Here is a 20094-nt window from a genome sequence, read left to right on the forward strand (position 1 = left end):
ATGCCCCGTACCGTCATCCTCGGCGTGATCGGCTCCGACGCACACGTCGTCGGTATCACGATTCTCGAGCAGGCGCTGTCGGCCGCTGGCTTCGAGGTCGTCAACCTCGGCGTCCAGACCTCACAGGCCGACTTCGTCGGCGCAGCCAAATCTCACGACGCCGAGGCGGTACTGGTATCCTCCCTGTACGGGCACGCCCGACAGGACTGCGAGGGGTTCCACGACCGGCTCGCCGAGGCCGGCGTCGACGTGCCCACCTACGTCGGCGGGAACCTCGCCGTGGGGCAGGACGACTTCGAGAGCACGCGCGAGCAGTTCCGCGAGATGGGCTTCGACCGGGTCTTCGACGCCGAGACCGACCCGGAGGAGGCTATCGCCGCCCTGCGCCGTGACCTCAAGATAACGACCACAGAGGGCGAGCAGGTCAGGGTCGACGGCTGACCATGCCCCGTGATACGAAGCTGCCCGCCGACGAGCTACAGCGGGCCGCAAACGAGCTGCGCGACGACTGGCACACCGGCCGCGCCGTCGACTTCGAGGAGGCCGTCGCCTTCCACGAGTCCCTGCCGAAATCGAAGCGGTTCGCGCCGGTGCTGGAGTCGGCCGACGCGCCACTGCTCCAGCCCCGCGCCGGCGTCCCCTGTCTGGAAGCCCAGATAGACCTCCTGCGGTATCTCCAGGAGGAAGGCGGCGCCGACCTGCTGCCGACGACCATCGATTCGTACACGCGGGACAACCAGTACGAGAAAGCGGAGGAGGGGCTCGCGGCCTCCAGAAACAGCGACAGCGACGAGCTCAACGGCTTCCCCGCCGTGAATCACGGCGTCGAGGACTGCAGGCGGCTCGTCAGGGCGCTGGACGCCCCTATCGAGGTGCGCCACGGCACCCCCGACGCGCGGCTGCTGGCGATGGTCACCCTCGCGGGCGGCTTCCAGTCCTTCGAGGGCGGCCCCATCTCGTACAACATCCCCTACACCAAACGCCACGACCTCGAGACGACCATCGAGCACTGGCAGTTCGTCGACCGGCTCTGTGGCGCCTACACGGAGCGCGGCGTCACCATCAACCGCGAGCCCTTTGGCCCCCTCACTGGCACCCTCGTCCCGCCCTGCATCGCTATCGCGGTGATGCTCATCGAGGGGCAGCTCGCGGCCACACAGGGCGTGCGCTCGCTTACACTGGGCTACGGCCAGGTCGGCAACCTCGTCCAGGACGTGGCTGCGCTGCGGGCACTGCGGAAACTGGGCGAGGAGTACCTCCCCGACCCCGTCACCGTCACCACCGTCTTCCACGAGTGGATGGGCGGCTTCCCGCCCGACGAGGCCCGCGCCAACGGCGTCATCAGCCTCGGCGGGGCGACGGCCGCGGTCGCGAAGCCGGACAAGGTCATCACGAAGTCCGCACAGGAGTTCCAGGGCGTCCCCACGAAGGAGGCCAACGCCGCCGGCCTGCGCACCACGAGACAGCTTATCGATATGATGATAGAGCAAGACATCGACCTCGGCGGTATCGACGACGAACAGCGGCTCATCGAGCGGGCCACGCGGGCTCTCATCGACGCCATCGAACAGGCCGGTGACGGCGACGTGGCCCGTGGCGTCGTCGCCGCCTTCGACAGCGGCGAGATGGACGTCCCCTTCGCTCCCTCCGACGCGGCGGCGGGCGCGGTCCTGCCCGCCCGTGACGACGACGGCCGCGTGCGAATTTTCAACTTCGCCGACCTCGCCCTGCCGGCGGATATCAAGGAGATTCACAAGGCGAAACTCGGCGAGCGCGCCCAGACCGAGGGCCGTGACCAGTCGTTCCGGATGGTCGCCGACGACGTCGACGCCATCAGCGACGGGAAGCTGATTGGACGACCCGCCGGTCACCGGGGAGGTGCCAGCGATGCGGATTGAATCGATTCGGGCGATTCCCGGACTCTCGGGTTTCTTCTTCGACGACCAGCGGGCCATCAAAGCGGGCGCCACCCAGCGCGGGTTCGCCTACGACGGCCCGCCCAAGACCGCGGGGTTCGACAGGGTCCGCGAGGCCGGTGAGTCCCTCATCGTCGAACTCGAACTCGCCGACGGGAGCGTAGTCACCGGTGATTGTGCCGCGGTGCAGTATTCGGGCGCCGGCGGTCGGGACCCCCTCTTTCGGGCCAGCGAGTACCGGCCCGTCGTCGAGGGGACCGTCGCCGACGCGCTCCGGGGCCGGGACGCGACGCTGTTCCGGGACAACGCGGAGACGCTCGAAGCCATCGCCCCCCAGCGCTCCGGCGGCGACCGCCTGCACACGGCGGTCCGCTACGGCGTCTCCCAGGCCCTGCTGAACGCCGCGGCCCGCGCTCGCGGCTGCACCCCCACCGACGTGCTCGCGGCGGCCTACGACACCGACCCCGCGACTGCGCCGGTCCCCGTCTTCGGCCAGTCGGGCGACGAGCGACGGACCAACGCCGAGAAGATGCTGATCAAAGGCGTTCCCGTACTTCCCCACGGCCTGTTCAACAGCGTCGAGAAGGTCGGGGAGACGGGCGAGGGGTTGCGCGACTATCTCGCGTGGCTGGCCGACCGGGCCGACGCGCTCGGCCCCGCCAGCTACGCGCCGCGGTTCCACGTCGACGTCTACGGCATCCTCGGTGAGATATTCGGCCCGCCGTACGACCGCAGCGAGGTGACGGAGTACTTCGACTCGCTGCGCGAGGCCGCCGCGCCTTACCCGCTTCAGGTCGAGGGCCCGATGGACGCCGGGAGCCGCGAGGCCCAGATAGCACGTATGGCCGAACTCCGTGACGGACTCGCCAGTGCTGGCGTCGCCGTCGACATCGTCGCCGACGAGTGGTGCAACACGTTCGACGACGTGCGAGCGTTCGTCGACGCGGGCGCCGCCGACGTGGTCCAGATAAAGACGCCCGATCTGGGCGGTATCCAGCGCTCTGCGGAGGCAGTGCTGTACTGCGACGGCACCGACACACGCGCGTATCTCGGCGGCACCTGCAACGAGACGGTCACCTCCGCGCGGGCCTGTGCCCACGTCGCGCTGGCGACCGACGCCGCGCAAGTGCTCGCAAAGCCCGGGATGGGCTTCGACGAGGGGTTCATGGTCGTCACGAACGAGATGCGGCGGACACTCGCTCGGTCGAGCGGCGCCGCTCCGGGCCGGCCGTCTACCGACCGGCCGGGTAGCGCGGAACGAAGTTCCGCGGACCATTCGAGCGGGCAGAGCCCGCGAGAAGACGGCGATGGCGAGGCCCGGTCCACGGGGGGTGCTGGCGATGACTGACTGGTCGGCGCCCGACGCCATCGACTGTGCGGACGAGCAGGTGTTTCAGACGCTGCTCGACCGCGTCGAGACCCGCGAGAAGGGTAACTACTTCGAGTACTTCGCCGAGGGCGACGAGATTCACCACGACCCTGGCCTGCGACTCAGCCAGCACGGCAACGAGGAGTGGATGGGCCAGACGCTGAACCACGACCCCGCCTACTGGCGGCCGGACGACGCCCGCGAGCGCGGGTTCGACGAACCGCCGGCCCATCCTGACTACCTGCTGGCCTGCGTGATGGGTATCACCGTCGAGGACCTCTCGGAGAAGGGCGGCTACTTCCTCGGTCGCACCGACGTTACCTTCCACCGGACGGCCTATCCGGGCACCGAACTCGACGTGACTTCGACGGTGGTCGACACCCGAACGTCCTCCTCGCGACCCGACTACGGTATCGTCACGTGGGAGAGCGTCGGCCGGGACCGCGAGACCGGCGAGGAACTGGTCGCCTACGAGCGGACGAACATGATTCCGCGGCGGGAACCCGTCGCATCCGACGGGGGCGAGCGGCAGCGGTCAGCCGCGCGCGCCGATGGAAGTGGTGCCGTCGCCGACGAAAGTTCCCCGTCCGAGGCCGCCACGCCCGACCTGCCATCGACGCTTGTCGCGCCCGAGGGCGGCACCTTCGAGGACTTCCGCGTCGCACTGGAGCGAGCGCGGGACAACGGCGCTGCGGTCGCCTACCGTCACGAACGGGGCCGGACGATGGACGAGCGCCTCGTCGCCGGCCTCCCGCTCGCGACGCTCAACACCGCTCGCCAGCACCACAACCGAGACGTGATGGCCGACTCGCCGTCTGGCGATATCGTCGCCTACGGGGACGTGACCCGCTCCATCGCGCTGGCACACGCCCGCTCTGACGAGGCGACCTTCCGGGAACGGCGCTTCGAGAACGAGCGCTTCCACGACTTCGTCACGCTCGGGGACACGATCTACGGCTTCAGCCGCGTGCTCGACTGCGACGGCGAGGCCGGTCCCGACCACACCGGCGCGGTGACCTTCGAACACGTCGCGTTCAATCAGGACAGCACCCCGGTCTACAGCGGCCGGCGAACCGCACTCATCACCCGACAATGACACGACTCTGCCGAACCTTCCAGACAGCACCAGCCGCCGTTCCACGAGACAACAGCGCGAAGTTCTTAGACTCCGGTCTGACGAGCGAGGGCTTTTCCACCCCCGACTGGCTCGTCCCCGACATCGAGGACGGGACCGCCCCGTCGATGAAAGCCGAGGCGGTCGACAACATCGTGGACCGGCTTCCCGACCACGCCCCGGACTTCGCTGGTGAGATACTCCCCCGCGTCGAGTGGGCCTACGACGACCCCGAGTTCCGTGACCGGGGTACCGAACAGGTCCACCGGCTCGCGAGCGAGGTGGGCGAGCACCTCGACGGTATCGTCTTCCCGAAGGTCGGACGGGTCGAGGACGTGCGCGAGGCAGCCGGGATGCTCGCCGAGGCCGAACGCGAGGCCGGCCTCGACGACGGCGCGCTGGATATGGCTATCATCCTCGAAACCGCGCCCGCCCGCTCGGACCTGGGGGAAATCTGCGCGTTCGCGGCCGACTCGCGGCTCGCCGGCCTGGTCTTCGGGCCGGTCGATTACACGGCGGAACTGGGCGGCCGCGCGCTCCACGGCGAGCGTCCGCGCTGGGACGGCCTGCTCGAAGCGCTATCGAACGAGACCAGCGCCGCCGGCGTCGTCGCCATCGGCGGCCCCTTCGACCAGCTGTTTCACGAGCGGGCCGGCGTCACCTACTACAACGCCGAAGGGTACGCCGACCAGGTCGAACACGAGGCCACCATCGGTATCGACGGCTCGTGGTCGCTCCATCCCAAACAGACTGCCCAGGCCAACCGAATCCATATGCCCAGTACCGACGAGCTGGACCGGGACCTCACGAAGATCGAGGCGTTCAACGAGGCCAAACGCGAGGGCACCGGCGCCGTCGTCGTGGAGGGGCAGATGGTCGACGAGGCCACCTACAAGAACTTCGCCAACACCGTCCTGCAGGTGCGGGCCATCGACGAGACCCACCCCGCACAGACGGGCGAGTTCTACGACGCCGACCTGCTGGAGCGGGCCCTCTCGGTCGAGCTGGTGTTCAACTGAGCGAGTTGTCTCACCAGAACTTCGGCGCGTTTTCGACCGAGTACGTAAGTATCGCGAGTGTCAAATGGCTAACTGTATGGAAGAAATCGAACTCGGTCAGGCGACAATCGTCTACGAGGGTACCGACGGCGAGACCGTCGAGGAGACACTCGACAACGAGGAAATAGTGTACGCTCGCGACCACTGGCACGTCCACACCGGCACCGACGAGGACGGCAACGACCTGATGACACAGATTCCCAAAGAGCGCGTCCACCGGGTCGACCGGAACGTCGAGAAGTTCGAGGACCAGGCCGGGACCGTCCGCCGGCGGGTCGAATCGCTGGCCAGCGACCTCCGCGAACGGATTCCGGTCGACGTCGGCAACGGCGGCCGCCGGGAGACGATGCAGCCCGAGACAGGTCAACAGGAGGAGGCGCGAACGATTCCCGTCGACGACGGCGGGGCACACGAGCAGGGCGCTGCGGAAGCACAATCGGACGCCGGACCCGACGTGGGGGCCGACGACGATTCCGAAGAGAAGTGACGCGGCGCAGATAGCCACCCGGTCGCCCACGCCGGTACTATCGGAAGTACTCGACCAGCCGCTCGGCTGCCGTCTCGACCCGCGGGGTCGTCAACGAGAACCGCAGCCAGTCGGCACGGGCGTCCCCGAAGGCCGCGCCCGGCATCCCCGCGACACCGGCGTCGTCTACGAGCACCTCGGCGTTCTCGAACGTCCCCGGGAACTCCGGGAACCGGGCCAGCACGTAGAAACCACCGTCGGGACGGGTGTAGGTTGCGCCCGTCGCGTCGAGGGCTCCACAGAACGTCTCGATGCGGGCCCGGAGCCGGTCGCGGGCGGCCTCGTAATACGCCGAATCGGTCGTCTCCATCGCCCGCTCGACGGCGTACTGTGCCGGCCGCGAGCCGCTGACGTTCGTCAGCATATGCCGCGTCGTCGCCCGGTCGACGAGCTCCCCTGTCGGGCCATCCGTCGGCGGGAAGACGGCGTAGCCCACCCGAAAGCCGGTGATGGCCATCGACTTCGAGAAGGCGTTCGTGGCGACGACGTTCGGCGAGCCGATATCGAGCGCCGAGGCGAACCGCCCCGAGTAATCGAACTGGTCGTACACCTCATCGGAGACGAGCAGGGCGTCGTTGTCCTCGGCGACGGTGGCAAAGGCCGCCATCGCGTCGGCGTCGTACACCGCGCCGGTGGGGTTGTTGGGCGAGTTGACGACGACGACCGCCGTCTCCGAACTCGCCGCCCCCCGCACCGCGTCGGGGTCTAACCGGCCATCGTCGGCGACCGGGACGAACGTCGTCTCGGCGTCGAGGAAGTTCGCCCGGCCGGCGTAGTAGGGGTAGACCGGGTCGGCAAGCAGTATCTCCTCGCCGTCGAACTGGTCGAGGCCACCGGTCATCGCGAGGTGGTTGGCCTCGCCCGCGCCGTTCGTGACGACGATTCGGTCCGCATCGACGCCGTGGCGATTGGCGATTCGCTCGCGGAGACCTCGGAGGCCCCGGCTCGGGGCGTACTGAAAGTCCGCCGGATCGCCGTCGGCGTACTCGCGCAGGCCCGCACGGACCCCTGCCGGGGGGTCCCAGTCCGGGCTGCCCGAGACCATGTCGACCACGTCCCGGTCGGCGCGGGCGGCGTACTGCATGACCCGGTAGAACTGCGGGGTCTCGTAATCCATACCGGGTCTGGGCAGGCCGACGGCCTTTGCTCTTCGGTGTGCTACTGTCGGATGTACAGTGTCACCAGCCCGACTACGAGGAGGAGTATCCCCCAGAACAGGTCTGTCCCCGGCAGAAAGCCCAGCAGCAGTGTGACGATACCTGAAGAGACGAGCGACCAGCCGACCGTCGTCTGATAGGCCATATGACACGTTTGTCGGCGAGACGGAAAGCTCTCCGGACTGTGTGTCGGTGTGGCGTCGCGAAAAAAGGCGCAAATCAGGCGGTCCGCGGGGTCTTCCGCCCCGCTCACGTGGGCCGAGGGACCTGCCCTCGTTAGTCGTCCGCGACGGCACTCGACTCGGTCTGATTGACGTCCAGCGAGCCGACGACTTCGGTGTGCGGGTAGGGGAACCCGATGTCCGCTTCGTCGAAGCGGTCCATGACCGTCTCGGTGAACTTGTGCTTGACGCCGCCGGCGCCGGTCTCCTGTGGGTTGATCCACATACGGGCGTTGAAGACGATGGCGGAGTCGCCGAGGGTGGTAAGCGGCGCGGCCGGTTCCGGGTCCTCGAGCACACCGTCGATGGCGGCGGCCTCTTCGAGGAGTATCTCCCGTGCCTTGTCCACGTCCGAGCCGTAGTCGACGCCGATGTCGACCGTGACACGCCGGGTCTCGTGGGCCTGCGTGTTCTTGACGACCGCGTTCGCCAGTTCGCCGTTGGGAACCGTCAGCTGCTCGTTGTCCCACGTGTCGAGCTTCGATACACGGAGGTCTATCTCGCGGACGATACCGCCGTTACCGTTCCACTCGATGTAATCGCCGATCTCGAAGGGCTTGTCCTTCAGGATGAAGATGCCGGCGACGAAGTTCTCGATGATATCGCTTGCGGCGAAGGCAAAACCGAGGGCGAGGGCCCCAGCGATGGTCGCGAACGCGCCCAGAATCACCGGGTAGCCCGCCACGACCGCCGCGACCGCCACGGCCACGAACAGCGCGATGGTGCCGGCGATGCTCGAACCGAGGCTGACTATGGCCGGCGAGAGGTCCCGCTGGTTGAGCGTCTTGCGCGTCGCCTCCGTCAAGAATCGCTTGCCGACGATGTAGATGACGCCAAACGTTATACCGAACACCAACAGGGTGATAACGAACTCCCCGATATCACCGATCAGGTCCATGATAACCGATACGATGAACTGGCCCGGATTATCCAGTGCTGGTGTCTGTAGTTGCAGTAGTGTCGATGTCACGGACCAAATATTATCTTCCAGCTACTTACCAGTATGGAGTCATAATTTGACGGAAACACGCCACGACTGAACGCTTATTCGTCGATGGAGCGAACGGGGCCGTATGAGTGACGACGACCCTATCGAACAGCGCGTCGGCGCGGCGTTGCGCGAACGCGACGAGACCCTCGCGGTCGCGGAGTCCTGTACCGGCGGGCTGGTCGGCTCGCTACTGACCGACGTGTCGGGCTCCTCGGCCTACTTCGACCGCTCGCTGGTGACCTACTCCTACGGGGCCAAACAGGAGCTACTGGCCGTCTCTCGGGAGGCACTCGACGACCACGGTGCGGTCTCCGAGCCGGTCGCGGCCGAGATGGCCCGCGGCGTCAGAGACACCGCCGGCACGGACTGGGGCGTGGCGACGACGGGCGTGGCCGGGCCGACCGGTGGGAGCCCGGAGACCCCTGTCGGGACGGTGTATATCGCCGTCGCCAGCGCGGCACCCTGGGAGACCGGTGAATCGGGTTGTACCGTCGCCCACTACGAGTTCGACGGCTCACGAACCGAAGTGAAGGCCAAAATCGCCCGGCGCGCTCTCGCGGACCTGCTGGAGACGATTCAGTCCCAGTAGCAAGACCTTTCGGTCGGCGAATCGTCGAGACGCCTGGATGAACAAGCGCGGGCACGTTCTGAACGCGGTCCTGCTGAGTATCGGGCTGGGCTACGTCCTCGACCCGTCGGGGGACGTCTCTACGTTCGCGACAATCGCCGAGGTGTTTCTCCCGGTGGTTCTGGGCGCCCTGTTCCCGGACGTGGACACTGCCTTTGGCAAACACCGCAAGACGCTCCACAATCTGCCGGTGTTGCTCATCTTCCTGGCCCATCCGGTGTACCACGGCGGCAACCTCCAGTGGGTCTGGCTCGGTGTCCTCACTCACTACATCCTCGACATGGTGGGGTCCAGGCGGGGTATCGCGCTGTTTTACCCGGTGCTGGACACGGAGTACGGCTTGCCGACCGGGGTGACGACCTCCTCCGAGCACGCCGAGGTCGTCACCGTGGCTATCACGATACTCGAACTCGCCGCCGTCGGCGCGTTAGTCCACGTCCTCCCGACGTACCTCCCACCGGCGGCGACGGAGCTGCTGGCAAACGCCGTCGGCTCGGTCGCCTAGTACACTTTCACGTCGTCGAACTTGCCGCTGTAGGCCACGTGGTCCGGATGGGTCGGCGCGGTGCCCTGCAGCATGACGCGGTCGAACTTCTCCCAGCTGTTCTCGTAGCCCAGATGGGCGAACTCCAGTCCACGACGCAGCGTGTGACGGGGACCGTCACGGTGGCTGACCTGTCGTGGCGCGCTATCCCGTAGCGCCGCCGTCAGCGCCGACTCGTCGGCGACGGGCTCGTCGAAGGCCACCCACGCTTCACCGATGGTCCCCGGCAAATGGGCGTACGACGAGGCGAACGTCGACAGCCCCGTCGCCCCCGCGAACCGCTTCGCTCGGCTGGTGTGGTGTGGCAGGTACTTGGGGTTGTACACCTCGATAGCGTCGATGGTCTCCCGGTAGGTCCGCAGCTCCTCCAGCCCGAGGCTCACCGAGAGAAAGCCCGGATGGGGGACCAGCACTGCCGCGCCCTGTCGCCGCAGTTCCGCCATCGTCCCGTCGAGTGTGAGAAAGTCGGGCACCTGCTCCTCTAAGCCGATGGCCAGCACGTGGCGCCGACGCTGCCAGGTCCCGGTGAACAGCTCCCGACCGGGGTAGACCGTGAGCTCTTCGTCGGAGAACGTCCGTGCTCTGGCTCGGATGTCCGGCAGTCGGGTGAAGTGGGGCGCGTACACCAGCGCGTCGAGGCCGCGTGCCTTCGCTCGCTGTACGACCTGCTCGTCGAGCACCTTCACGTGCAGGTCGACTGTGAACCCCTCACTCGTCACGGCAGGGGCTACCCTTGTCGCCCCATTAGGGGTTTCTATTCGCGGAAGTGTCGGTCCGCCGTGGCGAACGCTTTTATTACCGGGGTGCCTGCCTCTCTCCAATGCCACGCTGGGAGTGTGCCATCGAGGGCGACGACAGCCAGTTCGACCGCGTCGAGGAGCTCATCGTCCACCAGTCGACCGACCACGACCGCATCACCTGCAAGGTCTGTGGGACGGTCGTCCCGGACGGCTACTTCGCCATCAAGCACGCGTTCGACGAGCACTCCCGTGCCGAGTACGTCCGGGCCTACGACGCCTCCGCCGCTGAGGTCCGCCGACGCGAGAACATCAAGGAGTCCATCGAGTCCGAGGCGGACATGAACGAAGTCATCGAGCGGCTGGAAGGCTAGGGTCGCGACCGGAGGTAGCCGCCAAGACCGACACTGACTGTCCCCAACAGCACCGACCCCAGCCGCAGGAGCGTCCCGCTGTCGGTCGCCGGGGGCGTCCCCTTCCGGACGGTCATGAGGTCGTACTTCCCAACAACCTGTCGCCGCTGTTCGAGCTGTTGTGCCGCCTCCTCGCCCCGAGTCGCTGTCTCGGGCCCGCCCGCCGCCGCGCCCTCCCGCTGTGGCGGCTCGGCTCTGATACGGTCGACTGGCTCGTCGGGCGGTGGGAGGTCGGCGTCGTCTGGTCGCTCGATGACGACGCTGGTCAGCCGCTGGCGTACCGCTGGTTCCTCGGAACGGTTCACATCGCCCAGCTCGTCGGCACCGTCGTACGGGAACTCCGGCGCCCCCTGGCCGGCCGGCACGGTGTACTCTCCTCTGGATTCGAGCGCAGCCACGTATATCTCCTGGCCCCGCTCGGAGAGGTTCTCGTACCCGATGACGGTGTACCCCTGTTCGCGTAGCTCCGAGCCGTTCGACGTCGTTCCGGACCTCGTCTCGTGGTACAGCACCTGCTGGACCGGGAACAGGGCCGGCACCAACAGGGCGGCGACACCGACGATGAGCAGCACCGTCGCCGCGGTGTCGGTCAGGTCGCGGTCCATCACAGGTCAGCCCCCTCGAACCGCCAGTAGCCCAGAGCCAGCGGGACCGCCAGCCAGACGGCGAAGACGACCAGCGACAGTTCGTCGCCGAGATATCCCGGTAGCGTGTAGTCGGGTGGCTGCTGGAGCACTTGCCGTTCCACGTCGGTCGGGACGACCAGATTCATCGCCTTCCGGTAGGCGATGAGCGGGCTGGTGTAGAGGACGGCGTTGTAGAGGTCGACGTTCGGCTCGAACCCCAGCAGCGTCTGGTGGACGAACCGAACCAGCAGTGCGACGCTGACGCCGGGGATGACGTACAACATCACCAGCAGGAAGTACGAGCCGACCGCGGCGGCGATGGCCCGGCTCCGCTCGGCGACGATGGCCGACAGCGAGACGGCGACGGCCACGAAGACGGCAGCATACAACAGTGAGACGGCGAACATCCCCACGACGACGCCGACGGGGAGTGCGCCGTTGCGGGCCACGGCCATCGCAGTCGCGGTGGCGAACATGAACGCGATGCCGATAGTGACGACGCCCAGGCGGCTCGCAAGCTTCCCGAGGAACACGTCCCGGCGGCTGTTGGGCAGCCCGAGCAGGAACTTGACACCACCGCTCTCGCGCTCGCCGGCGATAGCCATGTAGCTTGCCACGAGCGCGACGATGGGCAACAGGAGACCGAAGACCCCGCCCATGGTCCGGAACAGCCGCACCACCGTCTCTTCCGGGCCGAGCCGATACCCCGAGAACCCGAAGGCGATGAGCGTCGTCAGCAGCCCCAGCAGTGTCATCACGGCCCAGAGGCCCCGCGAACGGCGCGCTGCCGTGAAATCCTTGCGGGTGATGTCGCGCAGCGTCACTGCTGGACCTCCTCGACCGGACGGGCGTCGTCGCGGCCGCCGGCAGTCAGGTCGTTGAACAGCGTCTCCAGGGAGACCGTCTCGGAACGGATGTCCTCGACGGTCGCACGTTCGGCGACGTGGGTGACGACGTCGACCTTCGCGGTCGGGTCGGTGCAGTCGACCACGAGTGTCCGGTCCTCGACGCTGGTCCCTGCGACACCGGCGAGCGCGTCCACACCGAGCCCGGTCGGCGACGACGCGCAGTCGAGGTGCAGGGTCGCGTGCCCGCCCGCGCTCTCGCGCAGCCCCTCGATGCTGTCGACCGCCACCAGTTCACCCTCGTTCATCACGCCGACGCGGTCGCTGACCGCCTCGACCTCCGAGAGTATGTGGCTGGAGAAGAAGACGGTCGTCCCGCCGGCCGCCCGCTCGCGGACCACGTCACGGAGCTGCTGGATGCCGTTGGGGTCCAGCCCCGTGGATGGTTCGTCCAGAATCAGCAGGTCGGGGTCGTCCACCAGCGCGATGGCGAAGGCCAGGCGCTGTTGCATCCCCTTCGAGTAGTCGCCGGCCAGCCGGTCGGCGTCGTCGGCCAGCCCCACGAGGTCGAGCAGGTCGTCCGCGTCGTCGTCGGCGCGTTTCGTCCGTATCGCCCACGAGAGATACTCCCGGCCCGTCAGCGGGTCGTCGAAGCCGTACCCCTCGGGCAGGACGCCGACCCGCTGGCGTATCGCTTCCGGGTTCGTCTGTGCGTCCCGCCCGAGCACCTCGACGCTGCCCTCGGTGGGCCGGATGAAATCCAGCAGGAGGTTGATGGTCGTCGACTTCCCGGCGCCGTTGGGACCCAGGAACCCGAACACCTCGCCCTCCTCGATGGTGAGGTTGAGGTCGTCGACGGCGACGACGTCGCCGAAGCGCTTCGTCAACCCTTTCGTTCGGATAGCAGCCATCGTGTAACTGGCCAATCACGAGTTACTGGGGTAAACTTTCTGTATAGTCAAAGGAAAATTTGACCGACTGCACCCGGATTGTATCGGACGCTGATGTATGTTACAGCTTCCGGGACACTCACATGTTCGCCTTCTGAGGACCGTCCAGCATTCGAATCTGTTTGCCCCGAACTGTGACGGGAATCGGGACCGTCGCCTCACGTTTTTCGAGGAGTGGTCGTGAGCGCAGCGAACGAAGGCTCGAAAGACGAGCGGAGCGAGTCTTTCGGTGGCGAAAAAGGCTGAACGCTCACTCGGTTCGCGTTCAGTGAACCGGCGACTCCGCCGCCGGACATTTCCTTACCGCTCTTCGGAATCCAGCACGCGAATCTGGTCACCACGCACCGTCACCGGAATCGGGACCGTCGCCTCGTAGAGCTCGACGGTGACCTGGTCCTTGCCCTCGTCGATGCGCTGGACCTGGGCCTTCTCGCCCTTGAACGGGCCGGCGATGAGCTCGACGATGTCGCCCTCGGCGATGCCCTCCACGTCGGGTTTCGGCGAGAGGAAGTGCTCGACTTCCGCCATCGAGGACTCCCCCTGGACGACGCCGTTGGCGTGGGGGATCTCGTCGAGGATGCGCTCGAAGACGGAGTGGTCGTCGGCCTCGACCATCACGTAGCTCGTCAGCGAGTCGGGCGCCAGCGCCGCGTGGATTTCGGGCTCCTCGCGGTTGATGATCATGTCCGCGACGGTCCGCTCCTGGCTCGCCGTGGTCTTGACTGCGTAGATTCCCATCGGATTACACCGGCTTGCTGCCCGGGACGAACGTCATCAGGGCGAAGATGATGAAGCCGATGAGCCCCACGAGGAGGATGCCGGCACCGGCAATCTTTGCAATCTGGGAGAACTCCTCCCAGTCGGGCGTACTCGCCAGTTTGAGCACGCGAACGTAGGAGGTGAGGTCGTACGGAACGTTCATATCGGGGCTTACCGCCCGGTGGCTTTTCTATATTGTGGTCGGCGCCGCCCGCTCGGGAGACACCAGAGTGGTCGCTTCGGGAGGTCTGCGTATGGCGGTCCAGCGACGGCCATTGGTTCCGAAATGCTAGAAAATACCAACCAATGATGCAATCTCTCGGTATCGATGCCGGGATAAATGCCCAGATGTGTTTTGCAAGCTCGCCGCTTATGCGTCTGAGTCCCCTCCGTTCAGATGCGAAATCAGGCGCTGGCCCCGTCATCTTCACTGGGGCCGCGGCGCCCAACACCAGAGATTCCCATGAGTGACATCACGACTCCATTCGACGTGGCCGTCGAGATGCAACGCGAATCGATCAAGCACACCCAGGGCCTCCTCCAGCAGGGACTCGAGCTCCAGCAGAACGCCTTCGAGGCGTTCATGTACAACGGCATCAGCGCCCAGCGGTCCGCCCAGCGCCAGGCCGTGGACCTCTTTCAGGGACTGTTCAACGCCCAGCTCGACGCCGTCGAGTCGTCGCTGGACGACGACGAGTTCCGGTCGACGCTCGACCGGCAGTTCCAGCAGAACGCCGAGATGACCCAGGAGCTCATGAACGCGAGCTTCGAACAGGGCGCCGAGCTGACCCAGGAGCTGTTCAACGGCCAGCTCGATGCCCTCGAGTCGGCACTGGACGACGAGGCGTTCCGTGAGGCGCTCGACAGCCAGTTCGACGACTTCGAACGGACCCAGCAGCGCGCCTGGAACAAGTTCGAGTCGGAGTTCGGCCAGACCTTCGACGAGCTGAGCGAGCGCCAGCAGGAACTCGTGGTCGAGACCGCGCTCACGGCACGGCGCGAGCCCCACGATGACACCGTCGAGGGCGTTCGCGCGGCCGAGACCGTCACCGAGAACACGTCCGACGAGGCAGAAGCCGTCGCCGAGACCACCCAGGAGGCGCTCTCGAACGACGTCCGGACGACAGCCAACGGGGGCCACCACGGCGACGCCCACAGCGAGCGACTCGAGAGTATCGACGGGCTCGGCGAGGCCTACGCCGACCGACTCCGTGGGTCGGGCATCCAGTCGGTCGACCACCTGGCCGAAGCCGACACGGCGACGGTCGCCGAGGCGGCGGAGGTCTCGGAGGACCACGCCGACGAGTGGGTCACGAGCGCGCAGGCGCAGGCGTAAGCACTGGCCTCAGCGCCGCCGGCGTGTCCCGGCCACCAACGCGAGCAGGCCCGCCACGAGCGTGGCCAGTACGCCGAATCCGGCGCCGTCGGCGGCCGTCGTCTCGGTGCCGGTAGCTGTCCCGGTACGCGTGTCCGTTCCCGACGGTACTGTCGACGTCTCCTCCTCGCTGGGTGTGGCCGACGGCTCTGTGGTCGTCTCGTTCGGCGCTGACGCCTCGTCCGCACTGACCGTGGTGATGTTGACACGCATCCCGGCCGGCGGCCCGTCAATCAGGAACGCGTTGTCGTAACTGACGCTCTCTGGGTCGATGCTCTCGTCCTCTGCCGGCACGACGACGAGGGATTCGCTGGGACCGAGTTCGGAGATAGAGAGCGATATCGTGACGTTGTGAAACTCGCCCTCATGGAGTCTCCCGCTCCGGCCGACGACGCTTCCGTCGGGGCCGATGACGTGGATGTACGCGTTGAACGGGTAGATGTCGTCCGGGTGCCAGAAGGACGGGACCTCTAACGTGCCGTCGGTGATGGACTGATTGGACGGGACGGACAGCACCGTCCGGTCAGATATCGTCTCGATGGCGGTCCCGTTGTGCAGTACCGTCAGCGTCGTGCTGTCGGTCCGGCGCGCCGCTCCTACTGCGAGGGTCGCGTCGAACTGCCGCTCGGGGCCGACAGTCGCCGACGCCGAACTGAGGGTGGTGCCGTCGGCGGCCAGACGAACGACCACGTCCGACCCTGGCGCGAGATTCGTCTCCCCCCGGACGGTGGCGGTGTCGCTGTCGTGGGTTGCGCGTGCGTCTGTCAGCAACTCCGCCTCCGGGCCGTCGATTTCGAACGCCTCTTCAACGTCGACCCGCGTCTCGCCGTCGATAGTAAACATCACTCCCAGCTCGTCACCCTCATCTATCCGGTCGTTGGTTGCCGGGGTGACGCCCGCGCCGGCCGTGTTCACCACGACGTGGAAAGTGTCGTTTCTGGTGTCGGCGATGACGGCGTCGATAGTATCCTCGTTCAGGCTGATTTTCGGTGGCGGCCGACAGAAGCCTCTTCCCTCGATTCGGAGCGACGTGTTCGTCCGGGCCAGCATCCCGCTGAAGCGGGCGGTGTCGTTCGCACCCTGGGCGGTCGCCAGGACACCTTCGAGCCCGTCGACCCGGAGGCTGAGCACGACCGTATCGCCGGTCGCCACGGAGTCCGTTACGGTGCCCAACTGGCCCCTGGCTCGTGCCCGTTCGAGGTCCTGGCGCGTGTCGAGGGTGTCCGACGCGTTCGAGCGAGCGACGGCGACGGAGAGGCGTCCGTCAGTTGGCTCTGCGAGCGCCATCTCGGTCGCGTACGTCGGCTCTCCATCGGTCACCGTCCCGTTGGCAGTCGTATTGGCGTACACCGAGATGTCGTACCGACCGGCCGTCAACTGGTCGCCGACGCTCCGGGTGACGGTTACGGTATCGTTCGCGCCGACAGTGTAGGCGGGGCCGGTCCAGTTCGCTCGCGACGCCGCGAACGTGTTCAGAGACAGGCGTATCTCTCCATCACCCGACGTGTCTGTCACCGTCACCTGCCGCCGGTACTCCAGGTCGCCGGGTCCGGTGACGTGGACCGTCGCGGTGCCGTTCTCGGCGACCGACACTGGCAGTTCGACGACGTCGCCGAGAGTCTCGTTCGTCTGGGCGTCCTCGACACCGACGCCCCGCTCCGTATCACCGTCGCCGGCGACACTACACAGGTTCTTCGTCGGCGGGTCGTCGACGTCGGTGTCCGAGTCGACGGTGGCCATGCCCGGCCCGGCCGTGACTGTGGCGAGGAGGACGACGCTACAGGTGAGGAGGGCGAGTCGCTGCGGGACCATAGCTATCGCCGTCATGTCTGGGAAAGGAAATGAATGTGGCGGTGGTCAGCGCCGCCGGCGTGTCCCGACCACCAGTGCGAGCAGCCCTGCTACCAGCGCGGCCGGCACACCGAACCCGGCGCCGTCGGCGGCCGTGGTCGCGGTGCCGGCAGCTGTCCCAGTACGCGTATCCGTCCCCGGCAGTCCAGCCGCTGTCTCGCCATCGCTGGGTGTGTCCGACGGCTTCGTGGCCGTCTCGTTCGGCGTGGACGCCTCGGTCACATCCTCAGTGGTAAGGTCGACCGCTACGCCAGCCGGTGGGCCGTCGACCAGGAAGGCGTTGTCGTAGCTGACACGGTCGGGGTCGATGGTATCGTCCTCTGCCGGCACGACGACGAGGGATTCGCTGGGACCGAGTTCGGAGATGGACAGCGATATCGTGACGTTGTAGCTCTTGCCCTCACGGAGTTCCGGGCTCCGGCCGACGACGCTCCCGTCGGGGCCGACGACGTGGACGTACGCCGTATCCGAGTATCCCGCTTCTGCCACCCAGAACAGCGGGACCTGTAGTGTCCCGTCGGCGATGGATTGGTTGGACGGGACGGACAGCGCCGTCCGGTCAGATATCGTCTCGATGACGCCGCCATCGTACAGGACCGTCAGCGTCGCGCTGTCGGCCCGCCGCTCGGCGTCCGCTGGCAGAGTCACGTTGAACCCGCCGTCCGGGCCGACGCGCCCCGCCATCGAGCTGAGAGTATCGTTAGCGACGAGACGAACGGTCACCTTCGAGGTCGGTGCGAGCGTCGTTTCGCCGCTGATGGTGACGGCCTCGCCGTCGGCTACCGGCTCCGCGGTCGTCAGCAGTTCGGCTTCGGCCTCCTCGAGCTCGAACCCCGGGTTGTCGTCTGGGTCCTCGGACAACTGGTAGGCTCCCGCGACGCGGAAATGCGGCCGGAACTCGCTCCCCTCCTCTGCGTTCTCGTCCGCGGTCGGCACGAGTCCCGCCTCGGCACTGTCGAGGACGACGTGGTACGTGTCGTTTCGGCTGTCGGTGACGACGGCGGCGATGTTGGTCCGGTCCAAACTGCGCTGTGGTTCGTCAGCCATCGGCGTATACCGCCATTCGAGAAAGAGTGACGTATCCGACCGCTCAAGCATCGTCGTGAACCGCTCGGTGTCGTTCGCGCCGGGTTGGGCGGCCAGCGCGCCCTCGATGCCCTCGACGCGGAGCGCCATTACCACCGTGTCGCCGGGGACGAACGTCGGACCGTCTCCCAGTACCCCACGTGCTCGGGCCTGCCTGAGGTCCTCGTGGGTCCGCAGCTCCGACGAGGCGTTCGCGGGGCCGACGCTGTAGGAGACGTCTCCGTACGACGGCTCGGTGACCGTTACAGCGGTCGTCTCCACCGGCTCGCCCTCGGTCGTCGGGCCGGTGTACACCGAGATGTCGTACTCGCCGGCCCGCCACTGCTCACCGGTCGTCCCCGCGACAGTCACGCTGTCGTTCGCATCGACGGTGTAGACGGGCCCGCTCCAGTTGCCTCGCGAGCTCGTGAACGTGTTCACTGCCAGGGCTACCTGGCTATCGCCCGACGTATCGGTGATTTCGAGCTGCCGGTAGTAGTCCACGTTACTGCCCTCGACGACGACCGTCGCGGTTCCGTTTTCCGGCATCGACACTGTCATTTCGACCACGTCGCCGAGCGTCTCGTTGCTCGGGCCGTCCGCGATAGCGACCTGGGAAGCCGCGCTCCCGACGCCGGCGACCATACTCACGGCGACGAGACAGCACAGTACCGTCACAAGCCGCATGGAGGGGGTGTGGAGGGCCATGTACAGTCCCAGCCCTGAGCTGACAGCTAATAAATGTGTGTTCGACGAACCGAAAAATACGCCGCCGCTCAGTCGACGTAGTCGATGTCTTCGTTGGCCTGCTGGGCGGCCCGTTCCTGCTTGGCTTCGCTCTGGCCGTATATCTGTGGGCTCTCGACGCCGGTGACGACGATCATCGTCTCCATTTTCCCCTCGAAGTCGTTGTTGACCGACGCGCCCCAGATGATGCGGGCGTCGGGGTCGATGCGGTCGTATATCTCCTCGACGACGCCCTCGGCTTCTTCGATGCTCATGTCGGGACCGCCGACGACGTTGACCAGCGCGGAGTTGGCGCCGTCGAACTCCACGTCCAGCAGCGGCGAGCGCAGCGCCGAGCGAATGGAGTCCTGGGCCTTGTTCTCGCTGTCACTTTCCCCGAGGCCGATCATCGCGACGCCGCCGTTCTCCATGATGGTGCGAACGTCGGCGAAGTCCACGTTGACCAGCCCGGGCTTCGTAATCAGCTCGGTCATCCCCTTGACCGAGCGCATCAGCACGCGGTCACAGATCTTGAACGCGTCCTGCAGGGGCATGCTGGGCGCGTAGTCCAGCAGGCGGTCGTTCGGGACGACGATGACGGTGTCAGACACCGAGCGCAGGCGTTCGAGCCCCGCGTCCGCGTTGGCGCGCCGCCGTTCACCCTCCGCGGTGAACGGAATCGTGACGATGGAAATCGTCAGTGCGCCCTCCTCCTGGGCGGCCTGGGCGACGACGGGGGCCGACCCGGTCCCCGTGCCACCGCCCAGCCCGGCGGTGACGAACACCATGTCCGACCCCGCGATTGACTGCTGGATGTCCTCGATGTCTTCCTGGGCGGCTTCCTCGCCGATTTTCGGGACCGAGCCCGCACCGCGACCACCGGTGCGCTTGCGTCCCATCAGAATCTTCGTGTCGGCCTCGACCTCGTCGGCGAGGTGCTGGGCGTCAGTGTTGGCTGCGACCAGCTTCGCGCCGTGGATGCCTTCTTCCATCATCCGGGTGACCGTGTTGCCGCCGGCGCCGCCACAGCCGACCACCGTAATCTTGGTTTCGAGGTCCTTGACGACACTCGCGAGCTCGTCGTCTGTCATCGTCCCCGACGTCGATACGTCCTCCCGGTCGGGGGTCGGTTCGTGCTGGCTGTTGGCTTCGGGGTCGGCGCCCTCCTCGGGCTCCCCTTCGGCCTCGTCGATGGCGTCGTCGATAATCGAGTCCATATTTAA

The 20094-nt window shown here is 66.8% G+C and carries 22 protein-coding genes; 10 read left to right on the plus strand and 12 right to left on the minus strand.

What is annotated here, in order from left to right; genetic code table 11:
- The 6 genes from glmS to EGD98_RS02835 all read left to right on the plus strand — a co-directional run bounded on the left by glmS (position 1) and on the right by EGD98_RS02835 (position 5944).
- Entirely contained in the window at positions 1-441 is a 441-nt protein-coding gene (glmS, locus tag EGD98_RS02810; protein WP_220586835.1) for a methylaspartate mutase subunit S, read from the plus strand.
- Between the two features lie 2 nt (positions 442-443).
- A complete protein-coding gene (locus tag EGD98_RS02815; protein ID WP_220586836.1) occupies positions 444-1898 on the plus strand; it encodes a methylaspartate mutase subunit E in 1455 nt (484 codons plus the stop codon).
- Positions 1888-3264 (plus strand): methylaspartate ammonia-lyase, encoded by a 1377-nt coding sequence (locus EGD98_RS02820; RefSeq protein WP_236039215.1) that lies wholly within the window; start codon positions 1888-1890, stop codon positions 3262-3264. Before EGD98_RS02815 ends, EGD98_RS02820 begins: the two co-directional genes overlap by 11 nt.
- A complete protein-coding gene (gene mch / locus EGD98_RS02825) occupies positions 3257-4381 on the plus strand; it encodes a 2-methylfumaryl-CoA hydratase (RefSeq protein WP_220586837.1) in 1125 nt (374 codons plus the stop codon). The genes EGD98_RS02820 and mch overlap by 8 nt, the downstream gene beginning before the upstream one ends.
- Entirely contained in the window at positions 4378-5418 is a 1041-nt protein-coding gene (gene citE, locus EGD98_RS02830; RefSeq protein ID WP_220586838.1) for an L-malyl-CoA/beta-methylmalyl-CoA lyase, read from the plus strand. The genes mch and citE overlap by 4 nt, the downstream gene beginning before the upstream one ends.
- A 76-nt stretch (positions 5419-5494) precedes the next feature.
- Positions 5495-5944, plus strand: coding sequence for a hypothetical protein (locus EGD98_RS02835; RefSeq protein WP_220586839.1), 450 nt, complete (start codon positions 5495-5497; stop codon positions 5942-5944).
- Between the two features lie 37 nt (positions 5945-5981).
- Here EGD98_RS02835 and EGD98_RS02840 read toward each other — a convergent pair whose 3' ends face one another.
- The 3 genes from EGD98_RS02840 to EGD98_RS02850 all read right to left on the minus strand — a co-directional run bounded on the left by EGD98_RS02840 (position 5982) and on the right by EGD98_RS02850 (position 8331).
- Entirely contained in the window at positions 5982-7100 is a 1119-nt protein-coding gene (locus EGD98_RS02840; RefSeq protein ID WP_220586840.1) for a pyridoxal phosphate-dependent aminotransferase, read from the minus strand.
- A gap of 41 nt (positions 7101-7141) precedes the next feature.
- On the minus strand, positions 7142-7285 hold the full coding sequence (locus tag EGD98_RS02845) for a hypothetical protein (RefSeq protein ID WP_220586841.1): 144 nt from the start codon (positions 7283-7285) through the stop codon (positions 7142-7144).
- Positions 7286-7416: 131 nt separating this feature from the next.
- Positions 7417-8331, minus strand: a complete 915-nt coding sequence (locus EGD98_RS02850) for a mechanosensitive ion channel family protein (RefSeq protein WP_220586842.1) — start codon at positions 8329-8331, stop codon at positions 7417-7419.
- A gap of 103 nt (positions 8332-8434) precedes the next feature.
- On the opposite strand from EGD98_RS02850, the gene EGD98_RS02855 reads away from it, so the two are divergent.
- Positions 8435-8941, plus strand: coding sequence for a CinA family protein (locus EGD98_RS02855; RefSeq protein WP_220586843.1), 507 nt, complete (start codon positions 8435-8437; stop codon positions 8939-8941).
- Positions 8942-8978: 37 nt separating this feature from the next.
- Positions 8979-9485 carry a metal-dependent hydrolase gene (locus EGD98_RS02860; protein ID WP_220586844.1) on the plus strand — a complete coding sequence of 169 codons (507 nt, stop codon included), beginning with the start codon at positions 8979-8981 and terminating at the stop codon, positions 9483-9485.
- Here the strand turns inward: EGD98_RS02860 and EGD98_RS02865 are convergent.
- The gene (locus EGD98_RS02865; protein WP_220586845.1) at positions 9482-10243 is read right to left on the minus strand and encodes a PHP domain-containing protein; all 762 of its coding nucleotides are present in this window, start codon (positions 10241-10243) and stop codon (positions 9482-9484) included. The genes EGD98_RS02860 and EGD98_RS02865 overlap by 4 nt on opposite strands.
- Before the next feature lie 101 nt (positions 10244-10344).
- On the opposite strand from EGD98_RS02865, the gene EGD98_RS02870 reads away from it, so the two are divergent.
- Positions 10345-10635, plus strand: coding sequence for a DUF7565 family protein (locus EGD98_RS02870; protein WP_220586846.1), 291 nt, complete (start codon positions 10345-10347; stop codon positions 10633-10635).
- On the opposite strand, the gene EGD98_RS02875 is transcribed toward EGD98_RS02870, so the two are convergent.
- The 5 genes from EGD98_RS02875 to EGD98_RS02895 all read right to left on the minus strand — a co-directional run bounded on the left by EGD98_RS02875 (position 10632) and on the right by EGD98_RS02895 (position 14017).
- Positions 10632-11279, minus strand: a complete 648-nt coding sequence (locus EGD98_RS02875; RefSeq protein ID WP_236039216.1) for a hypothetical protein — start codon at positions 11277-11279, stop codon at positions 10632-10634. The two genes, EGD98_RS02870 and EGD98_RS02875, sit on opposite strands and share 4 nt — an antisense overlap.
- On the minus strand, positions 11279-12124 hold the full coding sequence (locus EGD98_RS02880; RefSeq protein WP_220586847.1) for an ABC transporter permease: 846 nt from the start codon (positions 12122-12124) through the stop codon (positions 11279-11281). The genes EGD98_RS02875 and EGD98_RS02880 overlap by 1 nt, the downstream gene beginning before the upstream one ends.
- Positions 12121-13056 (minus strand): ABC transporter ATP-binding protein, encoded by a 936-nt coding sequence (locus EGD98_RS02885; protein ID WP_220586848.1) that lies wholly within the window; start codon positions 13054-13056, stop codon positions 12121-12123. The genes EGD98_RS02880 and EGD98_RS02885 overlap by 4 nt, the downstream gene beginning before the upstream one ends.
- Before the next feature lie 339 nt (positions 13057-13395).
- A complete protein-coding gene (locus EGD98_RS02890) occupies positions 13396-13833 on the minus strand; it encodes a transcription elongation factor Spt5 (protein WP_220586849.1) in 438 nt (145 codons plus the stop codon).
- Between the two features lie 4 nt (positions 13834-13837).
- Positions 13838-14017, minus strand: a complete 180-nt coding sequence (locus EGD98_RS02895; protein ID WP_220586850.1) for a protein translocase SEC61 complex subunit gamma — start codon at positions 14015-14017, stop codon at positions 13838-13840.
- Between the two features lie 300 nt (positions 14018-14317).
- Between EGD98_RS02895 and EGD98_RS02900 the strand changes: the two genes are divergently transcribed.
- Entirely contained in the window at positions 14318-15190 is an 873-nt protein-coding gene (locus EGD98_RS02900) for a helix-hairpin-helix domain-containing protein (RefSeq protein WP_220586851.1), read from the plus strand.
- Positions 15191-15199: 9 nt separating this feature from the next.
- On the opposite strand, the gene EGD98_RS02905 is transcribed toward EGD98_RS02900, so the two are convergent.
- The 3 genes from EGD98_RS02905 to ftsZ all read right to left on the minus strand — a co-directional run bounded on the left by EGD98_RS02905 (position 15200) and on the right by ftsZ (position 20088).
- Positions 15200-17041 carry a DUF7827 domain-containing protein gene (locus tag EGD98_RS02905; RefSeq protein ID WP_220586852.1) on the minus strand — a complete coding sequence of 614 codons (1842 nt, stop codon included), beginning with the start codon at positions 17039-17041 and terminating at the stop codon, positions 15200-15202.
- Positions 17042-17086: 45 nt separating this feature from the next.
- Entirely contained in the window at positions 17087-18853 is a 1767-nt protein-coding gene (locus tag EGD98_RS02910; RefSeq protein WP_220586853.1) for a DUF7827 domain-containing protein, read from the minus strand.
- Positions 18854-18921: 68 nt separating this feature from the next.
- Positions 18922-20088: a cell division protein FtsZ gene (gene ftsZ / locus EGD98_RS02915; RefSeq protein WP_220586854.1), complete on the minus strand. Its 1167-nt coding sequence runs from the start codon at positions 20086-20088 to the stop codon at positions 18922-18924.
- Positions 20089-20094: the final 6 nt, after the last annotated feature.

Origin of the sequence: Haloarcula salinisoli, assembly GCF_019599405.1 — an archaeon.
In the GTDB taxonomy this organism is placed as follows: Archaea; Halobacteriota; Halobacteria; order Halobacteriales; family Haloarculaceae; genus Haloarcula; species Haloarcula salinisoli.